The 12,060-nt window shown below is 59.7% G+C and carries 10 protein-coding genes; 3 read left to right on the top strand and 7 right to left on the bottom strand.

All coding sequences use genetic code 11. The features are described from left to right. Positions 1-51: 51 nt before the first annotated feature. A complete protein-coding gene (locus ACJ8KE_RS05845) occupies positions 52-276 on the bottom strand; it encodes an MbtH family protein (protein WP_004937955.1) in 225 nt (74 codons plus the stop codon). A gap of 29 nt (positions 277-305) precedes the next feature. Continuing rightward, positions 306-1,613, bottom strand: coding sequence for an enterochelin esterase (gene fes / locus ACJ8KE_RS05840; protein WP_240294071.1), 1,308 nt, complete (start codon positions 1,611-1,613; stop codon positions 306-308). 201 nt (positions 1,614-1,814) lie between these two features. Here fes and ACJ8KE_RS05835 point away from each other — a divergent pair, with 201 nt between their 5' ends. Beyond that, complete coding sequence (locus tag ACJ8KE_RS05835; RefSeq protein ID WP_079452124.1) at positions 1,815-4,004, top strand: TonB-dependent siderophore receptor; 2,190 nt, start codon at positions 1,815-1,817, stop codon at positions 4,002-4,004. 50 nt (positions 4,005-4,054) lie between these two features. On the opposite strand, the gene ACJ8KE_RS05830 is transcribed toward ACJ8KE_RS05835, so the two are convergent. Beyond that, the gene (locus ACJ8KE_RS05830; protein ID WP_079452123.1) at positions 4,055-4,675 is read right to left on the bottom strand and encodes a helix-turn-helix transcriptional regulator; all 621 of its coding nucleotides are present in this window, start codon (positions 4,673-4,675) and stop codon (positions 4,055-4,057) included. Between the two features lie 111 nt (positions 4,676-4,786). Further along, the gene (locus ACJ8KE_RS05825; protein WP_079452122.1) at positions 4,787-6,244 is read right to left on the bottom strand and encodes an amino acid permease; all 1,458 of its coding nucleotides are present in this window, start codon (positions 6,242-6,244) and stop codon (positions 4,787-4,789) included. A 618-nt stretch (positions 6,245-6,862) separates the two neighbouring features. Between ACJ8KE_RS05825 and ACJ8KE_RS05820 the strand changes: the two genes are divergently transcribed. Then, the gene (locus ACJ8KE_RS05820; protein WP_025302877.1) at positions 6,863-8,137 is read left to right on the top strand and encodes a Glu/Leu/Phe/Val family dehydrogenase; all 1,275 of its coding nucleotides are present in this window, start codon (positions 6,863-6,865) and stop codon (positions 8,135-8,137) included. 67 nt (positions 8,138-8,204) lie between these two features. Here the strand turns inward: ACJ8KE_RS05820 and ACJ8KE_RS05815 are convergent, their stop codons facing one another. After that, positions 8,205-9,230 carry an ankyrin repeat domain-containing protein gene (locus ACJ8KE_RS05815; RefSeq protein ID WP_261105198.1) on the bottom strand — a complete coding sequence of 342 codons (1,026 nt, stop codon included), beginning with the start codon at positions 9,228-9,230 and terminating at the stop codon, positions 8,205-8,207. A gap of 299 nt (positions 9,231-9,529) precedes the next feature. Between ACJ8KE_RS05815 and ACJ8KE_RS05810 the strand changes: the two genes are divergently transcribed. After that, complete coding sequence (locus ACJ8KE_RS05810) at positions 9,530-10,099, top strand: DJ-1/PfpI family protein (RefSeq protein WP_004937978.1); 570 nt, start codon at positions 9,530-9,532, stop codon at positions 10,097-10,099. Between the two features lie 7 nt (positions 10,100-10,106). Here ACJ8KE_RS05810 and ACJ8KE_RS05805 read toward each other — a convergent pair whose 3' ends face one another. Together ACJ8KE_RS05805 and ACJ8KE_RS05800 are read right to left on the bottom strand one after the other, a co-directional pair. Next, entirely contained in the window at positions 10,107-10,460 is a 354-nt protein-coding gene (locus tag ACJ8KE_RS05805) for a DUF1493 family protein (protein ID WP_016927680.1), read from the bottom strand. A 157-nt stretch (positions 10,461-10,617) separates the two neighbouring features. Continuing rightward, on the bottom strand, positions 10,618-12,060 hold the full coding sequence (locus ACJ8KE_RS05800) for an efflux transporter outer membrane subunit (protein ID WP_028127431.1): 1,443 nt from the start codon (positions 12,058-12,060) through the stop codon (positions 10,618-10,620).

The following is a 12,060-nucleotide window of genomic DNA, read 5'->3' as shown; positions in this document are numbered from 1 at the left end:
GGTGTCTGTCCTTTCCCTCAAACGGAATGTATCGATGTGGTTGCCTGGCGCTTAACGCGCCGCATCCGCCGCTTTCAGCGCCGCCGGCCGCATGTCCTGCCAGTGCGTTTCGATGTAGTCGATGCATTCGCCGCGCGACGCCGGCCCCATCAGCACGCGCCACCCCTGCGGCGTATCGGCAAACTGCGGCCACAGTGAATACTGCTGCTGCGCGTTGACCAGCACGGAGAATCGAAGGCTTTCGTCATCGAACGGGTTTTGTTGTTCCTGAGTCATTTTCATTACCTGTCTGTCAAAATGTGGGATTACTTCATTGCGGAAAGCAGCCGGCGCACGCCGTCCACCAGGCCGCCGCGCCAGCAGAGCGCGTCATGTCCGCCGGAATACACGCGGTAGTCGGCGCGGTGCCCGGCCGCCGTCAGCGCCTGGTGCATCTGGCGATTGACGAATTCGATGTCCGCCTCCCGATCGCCGGCCTGTTGGATCACGGTGAGCTTGGGTGCCGCCGCGTTGCGCTGCCGAACCTGGCGTATCAGCCAGCCTTCCTCCAGTTCGTGGCGTTTTTCGAACTGGGTCACAAATTGCACCGTAGGCCACCAGAAGGAGCCGGACTGGCTCAGCACGTGGCCAAAGCGCTCTGGCCAGTGCAAACCGGCGTATAACGCCGCCAGCCCGCCGTAGCTCTGGCCGGCGACCACGGTGCGCGCCCCAGTCTCGCTGAACGCTTCGCGGCGCTGCGCCTGCGGCAGCAGTTCGTCGATCACCGCCTGCCAGAAGACGGCGTTGCAGGGCAGCTCGTTTTCCCGGTGTTCGCCATCGACCGCATCGATCAGCAACCAGCACGCGGGCGGCAACTGCCCTTTTGCGGTTTCGTTCTCGATCACCGGCAGCAGCGCATGCCTTTCGATCCAGTTTTGGCCGTCGAGCAGCAGCACCAGCGGGCGGTTCGCTTTCACCGCCGCGTCGCCGCTGGCATACAGCCAAACGCGCCGCTGGTTACCCAGCCGTTCGCTGTGCCACTGAAAAAGCTGTAGCCGCGCCTCATCCAGCGGCCGATCGGCGGCCTGCCAGGCGCGTTGATCGTCGGCATCCGGCCCTTGCGCCAGGGATACGGGCCGCGGGCGATGAGACGGCCCCAGAGAGAGGCGATTCAGCGGATCGGCGATCGCCAACGGGAACAGCGATACCCACCAGGCACGCTGCTGGCGGTCGCGTAACGTTTCGTCGTCGCTGAAGACTGGGGGGAGGTCTCGCTCGGTAATGGGGATCAGGCTGTAGCTGCCGCGCCAGCGGCGATCGATAACGGCCGAGCCGTACCAAACGTCGGTGCCGGGGAGCCTGGCCAGGCTGCTGGGGGACGTGCTGTGGTGATCGGTAATGCCGTTGATATCGGCGTAAACGCGGCATATCGGCGAGTGCCGTTCATCGCCAGCGGGATCGCGCCATAGCCAGGTCATTTTAACGTGCTGTTCATCGTGCGCTTCGACGATGGGCGTGCCGTGAGCGGCAATCTTCTGCCACCACGCGGATTGCCCTACCGCCTCTTCACGCAGCCATTGCGCCGCCAATCCCTCAAGGTCGTTTCCTGGCCTCTTTTCCGGCAAAAACTCCATAGCGCCCCTTACATAACATGAGTGATTTTTACAAAACCTGACAATCGTATTGATACTCATTATCATTTTCAATACTATTTGTCGGATTTTTACCGTCGTGCAAACACGACGTCTCCACGTCGACGGAAGAAGACCGCTTGTCGGCATTTCGGGGTTTATCAGGGTGGCATGACACACAAAAGCAGGTATTCAGGAGAGATAATGAAGATTAAAAACAAAGGGATAGAAAACGCGAACGCGGAGGCGATGTCCGCCAAGCGTCTGTTGCTGGGATCGGCGCTGGCGTTATTGCCCTTGGCGCCACACGCGTCTGCGGCAGCGGACGAAACGATTTTGGTGACCGCCGACGCGCAAAACAGCGTGACCGCGCCGGTCAAAGGGATCGTCGCCAAAGAGAGCGCCGCCGGCACCAAGACCGCTGCTCCTCTGCGCAAGACGCCGCAGTCCATCTCGGTGGTCACGCGCGAGCAGATGAATGACCAGGAGCCGGCGTCGGTCGCCGACGCGCTGAACTACACCAGCGGGGTGATCACCACCTACCGCGGCAACTCCAACCGTAATGACGAAGTGATCAGCCGCGGCTTCCGTTATGCGCCCAAGCTGCTCGACGGTCTGCACTTTGGCCTTTCGAGCCAAAACGGCGGCGCCGGGCAGATCGATCCCTGGCTGCTGGAGCGCGTGGAGATGGTGCACGGCCCGGCCGGCGTGCTGTACGGCCAGGTCAGCCCCGGCGGCGTGGTGGTGATGACCAGCAAGCGCCCTACCGCCCAGAGCATTCACGAAGTCAAATTCAGCACCGGCAACCGCCATCTGGCGGAAACGGCGTTCGATTTCGGCGGCAAGCTCAACGACGACAACACCCTGTTCTATCGCCTGAACGGTATCGCCCGAACCGAACACGAGTTTGTCAAAGACAGCAAGCAGCAACGGGTAGCCATCGCCCCGGCCTTCACCTGGCTGCCGAACGAAGACACCAGCTTTACGCTGCTGACCAGCTACCAGAACGATCCGAAAGCCGGGTCGCGCAACTTCCTGCCGCGCGCCGGCACGCTGTTCCCGACCAGCGCGGGCTATGTGCCCTATGACTTTAACATCAGTGAACCCAGCTTCAACAAGTCGCGGCGCGAGCAGGCGTCGATCGGCTACAGCTTCGAACATAACTTCAGCGATGCGCTGTCGTTTACCCAGAACCTGCGCTTCACCCACCGCGATGAAGACTATAAGTATCTGGTTTATAACGTAAACTCGAAGGTCAACGACCACACCGTCACCCGCATGGCGCAGCATGAAACGCAGATGACCAACGAGTTTGGCGTGGATAACCAGCTGAAGGGCCTGTTCGATACCGGCGAAGTGAAACACACCGTGCTGGGCGGGCTGGATTACCGCTACAGCCATAGCGATTATAAAATGTATCGCGATCGCGGCAACGATTACCCGATCGACTGGGCCAACCCGGTTCGCCCCAGCATCGATGGCAGCACGCTGGCGCTGGCTTCCAGCGACTTGAAGACGCTGAATCAGATCGGGGTGTATCTGCAGGACCAACTGGAGTGGAAAAACTGGAACCTGCTGCTGTCCGGCCGTCAGGACTGGTCACAGGTCAACACCCGCGATCGCACCAGCGGCGGAAAGGAACAGACCTACAACGATGCCCAGTTCACCGGCCGCGCGGGCCTGCTCTACGCTTTCGACAACGGCATTTCGCCGTATGTCAGCTACAGCACCTCGTTCGATCCTAACCTGTACCCAAGCGCGCCGGGCGCCGATCCGCTCAAGCCGACCACCGGCAAACAAACCGAGGTGGGCGTGAAGTACCAGATCCCGGGTGGCAATACCCTGCTGACCCTCTCCTGGTTCGACATTACCCAGCGCAATGTGGCGTCTTACAACCGTCTCACCTCCGCCTATGAGCAGATCGGGGAGGTGAAATCCAAAGGGATTGAGGCGGAAGTGCACGCCCAACCAACGCCGGAGATCAAGCTGACCGCCGCCTATACCTACACCGACGTAGTGACCAAAGACTCCAACTCGGCGGACGAAATCGGCCACAGCCCGGCGGGCATCCCGCGCCACGCGGCATCCGCCTGGGGCAGCTACAGCTTCCTGAGCGGCGCACTGAACGGCCTGACCGTCGGCAGCGGCGTGCGTTACATCGGCGATGCGCCGGCCGACGCCACCGGCCAGTACGACGTGCCGCACTACACGCTGTACGACGCCATGGTGAAATATGACCTCGGCCAGGCTTCGTCGGCGCTGCGCGGCGCGGCGCTCCAGCTCAACGTGCAGAATCTGACGGACAAGAAATACGTTTCATCCTGCAGCGGCGAGTACGCCTGCTTCTACGGCAGCGGCCGCAGCATTATCGCTTCGGTCAACTACCGCTGGTAACGACAAGGGGCGGCCATCGCCGCCCCTTTCTTCCGCCTTTCCCGCCGCCTTTACTCCTGTTTCAATTCCCGCAAGTGCTTGTACACCGTGGCGCGCCCCATCGACAGCACGTTGGCGATGTAGTCCGCGGCGCTTTTGGCCTTGAACGCGCCCTGATGATAGAGATCGCTGACCAGCCGCCGTTTCTGTTCGCGGCTCAGCGCGCCGAGCGCGGCGTTTTCGCGCCGCAGCCAGTCATGCAGAAAGGTATTGATCTTCTCTTGCCAGTCGTCTTTGAACAGCTCTTGTGGCTGTGGTTGCAGCCGCGTGACCGACAGGAACATGTCCAGCGCGTTGCGGGCGTCCTCGAACATCGCGGTGCTCAGGTTGATGCACAGCAGATAGCTGGGCTTGCCCTGCTCGTCGCGTGCGGCAATGCTCACCGAACGCATCTTTTTGCCGTCCCAGTTCAGCTTCTCATAGGGGCCGCTCACGCCGGCGCCGCCATCGAGCTCGAAGTCTTCCAGCCCGGCGTCGTCGCCCGGTTTACGCTTTGACAGGTTGTTCGCCAGATAGGCAATCTTGTTGGTGGCCAGATCGTGGATCACCACTTCCACATTCGGGAAAAACAGCGCCGCGATGCCGTCAGCGACCGAGCGCAAAAGTTCGAGTTGAGAAGAAGAGTTCGGCACGCTGGGGTATCTCCGTATGGCCCGGTTTGGTTGGCTGTTCAGCTGCTTAGCATACCGCAGTTGCCGCCGCTTGCCGAGTGGAGCGGCGGCAAGCGGCGCATCCTTCGCCGGTTATTCCGCCTCGGCGCCACGCCGATAAAACATGTAGCTCTCGCGCGCCACGCTGTCGCGGACCCGATAACGCCAGATCAGGCCGAGCGTGGTAAACCACAGCGGCATGCTGCACAGCGCGATCAGCGTATCGCTATCGAACACCATGAGCACCAGCGTAAAGGCGAAGAATGCCAGCGTCAGCCAGGCCATCGCTACCCCGCCCGGCATTTTGAAGTGCGAAGCGGCGTGCAGATCCGGCCGCTTCTGGCGATACACCAGGTAGGCGACCAAAATCATGCCCCAGCTGTAAACCACCAGGATCGCCGCCACGGTAGAGACGATGGTGAACAGCGTCATGACGTTCGGCACCAGTACCAGCAGCAAGGTGCCGGCCACCATGCAGAAGCAGGAAAACAGCAGGCTGCGGATCGGAATGGCCGTGGTGCGAGACAGAATGCGGAACTGACCGTGGGCATGCTTTTCCATCGACAGGCTGTACAGCATGCGGGTGCTGGAATACACCCCGCTGTTAGCCGAGGACATCGCCGAAGTCAGCACCACGAAGTTGATCACCGCGGCGGCGGCCGGCAGTCCCGCCAGATCGAACAGCATCACGAACGGGCTGCTGTCCGGCGAAATGTGGCTCCATGAGGTGACGGCGATAATGGTCAGCATCGAGCACACGTAGAAGACGATGATGCGCGCCGGGATCGCGTTGATCGCCTTCGGCAGCACCTTCTCGGGGTTTTTGGTCTCCGCCGACATCGTGCCCAGCAGCTCGATGCCGGTGCAGGAGAAAATGGCGATCTGGAAACCGGCGAAAAAGCCGAAGATGCCGTGCGGCATGAAAATGGCGGGATCGGTGACGTTATGCAGCGAAGCGGTCACGCCGTCCGGCGAAGTCCAGCCGCTGAACACCATCCAGGCGCCGGTGGCGATCAACGCGACGATCGCCACCACCTTGATCATCGCGAACCAGAATTCGGCCTCGCCGAACATCTTGACCGACAGCATGTTGAACAGACACAGAAACCCCAGCGTCAGCAGCGCCGGCAACCAGGGCGAGACGTCTGGCAGCCAATATTGCACGTAGCCGCCGCACACCACCACGTCGGCAATGCAGGTCACGACCCAGCTCAGCCAGTAGGACCAGCCGAGAAAAAAGCTGGCGCGCGGCCCCAGATATTCGGAGACAAAATCGGCGAATGAGCGGTAATCGAGCCGCGTGAGCAGCAGTTCCCCCATCGCCCTCATGACCATGAACATGAAAAAGCCGACGATGGCGTAAGTCAGTACGATGGAGGTGCCCGATAGCGCGAGGGTTTTCCCGGCGCCCATAAACAGCCCGGTGCCGATGGCGCCGCCGATCGAAATCAGTTGAATGTGGCGCGCGCTCAGCCCGCGCTGCAAAGTTTGGGCACAGTGAGGCCCCTCGGCTGAACCTGGGCTCAGCCGATCGCAGTGGTTTTTTGTCATGGTGTTACCTGTCCGTCGTTAAGGCGATTAAGCAACCGATGCGCGGTTGCAGCAGGAATGAAACGCCCGCGGGCGCTCTAACCGGCAAAAAATTGAGACCAAACGCTGCCCGCCCCGTTGTGACAGGGAGGTAATAATAATGGGTACCAAGAAAATGCTCTCGTGAGCCGTCGTATCGCCCACGGTTGGCGTACAAAGCCTGAGCGTGGTGGGTAAACACTACAATATCAAATGGTTATACTTTCCCTTGTGCAACAAAAAAACGACGCCGGAGCCGTTTTAACATTAATTTAACTCTGGCGAGGGGAAATGCCATTGTCAACATGGCAGTTAAATAAAATGAAACTTTTTGATCACATTCAAGCTTCTGAAAAATAGATAAAAAGGGTTTTTATGCGCTTTATATGCATAAATTATGCATGTGATCGCTCACCGTCGACAAAAAGTAATTAACTATTCATTTACCGCTCTGCAGGCGGCGAAAAACCGTCCGCTGGCCCGATGAGAGGGGGGCTAACAACCGGCATAATTAGTGGTAAATTTAGCGTCGCAAAGTGTTATGCGCTTGCTAATCCACGGTTAAACGAAATAAATACCTCTAATATATAAAGGTTGGTTATGGAAAAGCTATCCTACGCTTCAGACAGCAGCACCACCGCTTGGGCTACATATCTGCAACAAATCGATCGCGTCGCCCCTTACCTCGGCGACCTGTCACGCTGGGTTGATACGCTGCGTCACCCTAAGCGCGCTTTGATTGTCGATATCCCGCTGCAGATGGACGATGGCACCATCCGTCACTTCGAAGGTTTCCGCGTACAACACAACCTGTCGCGTGGGCCGGGCAAAGGCGGCATCCGCTTCCACCCTGACGTCGATCTGAACGAAGTGATGGCCCTGTCCGCCTGGATGACCATCAAGTGTGCCGCGGTCAACCTGCCGTACGGCGGCGCCAAGGGCGGCATCCGCGTCGACCCGTTCAAACTGTCTGAAGGTGAACTGGAGCGACTGACCCGCCGCTACACCAGTGAAATCGGCTTCATCATCGGGCCACAGAAAGACATTCCTGCGCCGGACGTCGGCACCAACGCCAAAGTGATGGCCTGGATGATGGACACCTACTCCATGAACCACGGCACCACCATCACCGGCGTGGTCACCGGCAAACCCATCCACCTCGGCGGCTCCCTGGGCCGTGAGAAAGCGACCGGCCGCGGCGTGTTCGTCACCGGCAGCGAAGTGGCCAAGCGTCTGGGCGTGCAGATCGAAGGCGCCAAAGTGGCGGTACAAGGCTTCGGTAACGTGGGCAGCGAAGCGGCCCGTCTGTTCGTCGGCGTCGGCGCGCGCGTCGTCACCATCCAGGACCACTCCGCTACCCTGTTCAACGCCGACGGCATTGACCTGGTGGCGCTGACCGAATACCAGGCCAAGCACAAGCAGATCGCCGGCTTCCCTGGCGCCAGCGAGATCGAGAGCGAAGCGTTCTGGTCGGTCGACATGGACATCCTGATCCCTGCGGCGCTGGAAGGCCAGATCACCCGTCAGCGCGCTGAAATCCTCAGCGCCAAACTGGTGCTGGAAGGGGCTAACGGCCCAACCTTCCCGGAAGCGGACGACATTCTGCGTTCCCGTAACATCACCGTGGTTCCGGACGTTATCTGTAACGCCGGCGGCGTAACGGTCAGTTACTTCGAGTGGGTGCAGGACATGGCGAGCTACTTCTGGAGCGAGTCCGAGATCAACGAGCGTATGGACAAGATCATGACCGACGCGATGGTCCACGTCTGGAACAAGGCGGCCGAGAAAGAGTGCAGCCTGCGCACCGCCGCTTACATCGTGGCCTGTGAGCGCATCCTGACCGCACGTAAAGAGCGCGGCATCTACCCAGGTTGATACCGGCTTATTTGGCCTGCGAGCGGGCCATTTTATCAGGGGGCGAAAGCCCCCTTTTTCGTTTCACCTATTTTTGAAACAAGGCCACGATTTCCGGCGAATACAGGTCGGGATATTTTTCTGCCGCCCCGAGTATATTCTGACGAACCGTTTTACCTTTTACGCTTGGATCTGCTGCCACATACTCTGCCGGGAAAGCCAGCGCATCTTTATCGGCACCCGCAGCCAACAACGCCTTGACGCAGTCAGGATTATTGCTGGTCAGGCTTTCCAGCAGCGGTGTGCCAACAGGCCAGGCCTGTTGCTGGGGCGGTTGAGCATCGATAGAGGTTCCGGGTTTATGCAACAAGGCGATACGCTGCGCCGCTTGCGGGTCCGGCTGGCCGTCCTGGGAAGCATCCCGCGTGCAAACAAAGTGCAAAGGCGTTGATCCTACCTTGCTGACGCCATAAGGATCTGTACCGGCGGCTACCAGCAGTTTGATGACCTCCAGATTAGCCGCCCCTTCCCCCATGATCGGTGAGAATCCTTGCGGGGTAACCTGCTTGGCATCCGCACCAAATTGCAGCAACAGTTTCACCAACGCGGGCGCGGCTCCTTGGCTTTGGGCGGCGGCAATAAGCGGTGTATTAGTCCCGCCTTGCGCAATGACATTGGTATTGGCGCCCGCTTTTAGCAAGCTCTGTAAAATGTGAAGGTCATCATCGGATAATTCAGACTTGTCGGTATTTCCCAACGCTGACAACAATACGGTTTCTCCATTGTCACTGATGGCTTGATTCACATTCACCGACATATCAAGAAAACGATCGAGCAGCGCCGGCTGTTTGTAATAGGCGGCATACCATAACGTTTGAATAGTAGGGTGAGCGCCATTTTTTATCAGTTCATTAATGGTGTCCATATCGCTACTACTCTTAGAGTAAGCATACGTCATTACCGACTCATCGAGTTTTTGGGTAAGTTCCTCTTGTTCCCCAGCGTGTGCTGCAACCGAGGTCCCCAGCAGGCTCAGCGCCAGTGCGCAAGCTGTGGCACAGCGATTTAAAATAGGCATTTTTTGTTCCTTCAAAATAATAAAAAAATTAAACAAGTGCTTTCCATTATTACGCAATGGTAATAATCACAGAATTCTTATGTATTCGTATGAAGCGTGCTAACAGATTTCCTTTCCATTTTAGTGGGGAGCCGTTTTTCTATCATAGGAAACAAACGAAAATCAAATTCATTACTGATGAGAACGCCTGGATAATTATGGCTTTTATTCTCGCCAAGAAAGTCAACTCAATTTTTACGCTTTTTTATCGTGTATTCCACCGCACTTTGCGGTTCGCATTCCCGGGGGGGCTGGGCTATACCTTAGGCATTCCCCTTTCTGCAGGAGTTGTGATCATGAGCAAGAAAAAGATCCTGATGCTGGTCGGCGACTACGCCGAAGATTACGAAACCATGGTGCCGTTTCAGGCATTGCAGATGATCGGCCATTGGGTGGACGCCGTATGCCCCGGCAAAGCCGTCGGCGACTACATCCAGACCGCGATCCACGATTTTGACGGCGCGCAGACCTACAGCGAGAAACCCGGCCACCGTTTCACCCTGAACGCCGACTTCGCCGCCGCCAAAGAAGAGCACTACGATGCGCTCTTGATCCCTGGCGGTCGGGCGCCGGAATACCTGCGCCTGAATCCCGACGTGATCGCGCTGGTGCAGGCGTTTGACGCCGCGAAAAAACCGATCGCCGCCGTTTGCCACGGCCCGCAGCTGCTGGCAGCGGCCGGGGTGTTGAAAGGCCGCACCTGCAGCGCCTACCCGGCCTGCGCGCCGGAGGTGCGGCTGGGCGGCGGCCATTATGCGGAGATCGGCATCGATCAGGCGCACGTCGATGGCAATCTGGTCACCGCCCCGGCCTGGCCGGCGCATCCGCAATGGCTGGCTAAGTTCGCCGAGGTATTGGAGCAGTAACGCGGCGCTAACGGAGCTGCTCGATCAGGAAATGGATGTCGTACAGCCAGCGTTTGGCGCGCGCGGAGCGCACCAGCATCGACACGCACAGCGGCCGGGGGTGTTCTTTGCAGGCGGAGGGGGAAAACCAGCGCCCGGTATTGCTTGGCGGCTGGAAATACAGCTCGTGGTTATAGTTGCCGCTGTCGACGCCGAAGGTGTCGAAGTAGCGGCGCATCAACGTGTTGGAGTCGCTGAACGACAGATTGAGCGCGGTGTTGATCTCGGTTTCCGGGGTGATGGCCACGCCCTTCTGCAGCCGGCCTGATGCGTTGAAGGCGGCGATAAGCGCGATGACCTGTTGCTGAATGTCTTCTGCCATGACGACCTCGAGCCGATATGAAGAAAAGGTGAATGCAATTATTTGTCTGACTCTGCCCGCCGCGGCGAGTTCGGGCCACCGGCCGGGTTTTCCGTTTCTTTACACTTTCCATAAGTAAACCGCGCACAGCCAAACGCCCGGCGCGCGCGGTCGACGGTTAGCGGCTGAGCGTCGTCTTGTCGGCGATGACGCCGTCCCCCTGCCGCTCGGCGGCAACCCCGCCGCCCAACACTTTATACAGGGTCGCCTGATTGTCGTACGCGGTCTGCTGCGCGGCGATCAGCGACTGCTGCGCCGTGTACAGCGTGCGCTGCGCGTCCAGCACGGTCAGATAGCTGTCCACGCCCTGGCGGTAGCGCAGTTCGGCCAGACGATAATATTGCCGCGCCGCCGCCACATAGCCGGTTTGCGCCGCCAGCTGTTCCTGCAGCGTGGCTTTGCGCGCCAGCGCGTCGGCGGTTTCCTGAAATGCCGTCTGCACCGCTTTCTCATAGGTGGCGACATACAGATCTCTCTGCGCTTTGCTGTAGTTCAGTTGCGACGTGTTATAGCCGCCGCTGAAAATCGGCAGGCTGATGCTCGGGGCGAACGACCAAACGCCCGCGCCGTGGCTGAACAGCGACGAGAGTTCACTGCTGCCCACCCCGCCGCTGGCGGTCAGGCTGATCGACGGGAAGAACGCCGCCCGCGCCGAGCCGATATTGGCGTTGGCGGATTTCAGATTATGCTCGGCCTGCAGCACGTCCGGCCGCGTCAGCAGCACCTGCGAAGACACCCCGGCCGGCAGGTCGCGCATGATCCCGCCCAGCGCGTCGATGCCGCCGGGCAGCAGGTTTTCCGGCACGCTTTGCCCCACCGCCAAATCCAGCGCGTTTTTCGCCTGCGCGGCGCTTGTCGCATAGCTGGCGGCGTCCGATCGCGCCTGTTGATAAACGGTCTCCGCCGACGCCACGTCAACCAACGATGAAATCCCGTGCTGCTGGTTCTTGCGCGTCACCTCCAGCGACCGTTTGGCGCTTTCCATCGTCTGCTGCGCCACCGCCAGATTGCTGCGCTCGGCCGCCACCGCCACCCAGTCGGTGACGATATCGGCGATCAGCGTCAGGCGGGTGCTTTTCGCCGCCTCCGAGTTCGCCAGGTAAGTTTCGAACGCCGCCCGCGACAGGCTGGCGTTTTTGCCGAACAGATCCAGCTCAAAGGCGCTGACGCCGGCCTGCGCTTCGTAACTCTGGCTGATGGCGGTGGCATTGCCGTTGCCGGTCAGCGAACGCCCGCGACTGCCGTCGGCGGTGGCGTTGATCGTCGGCAACAGCGCCGCGCGCTGCTCACCATACAGCGCGCGCGCCGACGCGATATTGGCGATCGCCTCGCGCAGATCGCGGCTGCTGCTCAGCCCCATCGCCACCACCTGGCGCAACCTGGCGTCCTGCACATAGTCGCGCCAGGCGATGTCCGGGTAGCTCAACGCCTGCTTGCCGGCGGCCTCGCCCTGCGGCAGCGTTGCCGCTATCGGCGCCGTCGGCCGCTGATAATCAGGATCCAGCGAAATACAGCCAGCCAACAGCAGCGGCAAAGTTAACATCATGACTCGTTGCAACAC

Origin of the sequence: Serratia sp. CY56464 (assembly GCF_052168435.1) — a bacterium.
Lineage (GTDB): Bacteria > Pseudomonadota > Gammaproteobacteria > Enterobacterales > Enterobacteriaceae > Serratia > Serratia marcescens.
The sequence above is the reverse complement of the archived record's forward strand: the minus strand, read 5'-3'. Positions and strand labels throughout refer to the sequence as shown.

What these genes read in the sequence shown, in the direction of transcription:
- ACJ8KE_RS05845 (WP_004937955.1), bottom strand. Translation starts at nt 276, where the DNA reads ATGACTCAGGAACAACAAAACCCGTTCGATGACGAAAGCCTTCGATTC.
- fes (WP_240294071.1), bottom strand. Translation starts at nt 1,613, where the DNA reads ATGGAGTTTTTGCCGGAAAAGAGGCCAGGAAACGACCTTGAGGGATTG.
- ACJ8KE_RS05835 (WP_079452124.1), top strand. Translation starts at nt 1,815, where the DNA reads ATGAAGATTAAAAACAAAGGGATAGAAAACGCGAACGCGGAGGCGATG.
- ACJ8KE_RS05825 (WP_079452122.1), bottom strand. Translation starts at nt 6,244, where the DNA reads ATGACAAAAAACCACTGCGATCGGCTGAGCCCAGGTTCAGCCGAGGGG.
- ACJ8KE_RS05820 (WP_025302877.1), top strand. Translation starts at nt 6,863, where the DNA reads ATGGAAAAGCTATCCTACGCTTCAGACAGCAGCACCACCGCTTGGGCT.
- ACJ8KE_RS05810 (WP_004937978.1), top strand. Translation starts at nt 9,530, where the DNA reads ATGAGCAAGAAAAAGATCCTGATGCTGGTCGGCGACTACGCCGAAGAT.
- ACJ8KE_RS05805 (WP_016927680.1), bottom strand. Translation starts at nt 10,460, where the DNA reads ATGGCAGAAGACATTCAGCAACAGGTCATCGCGCTTATCGCCGCCTTC.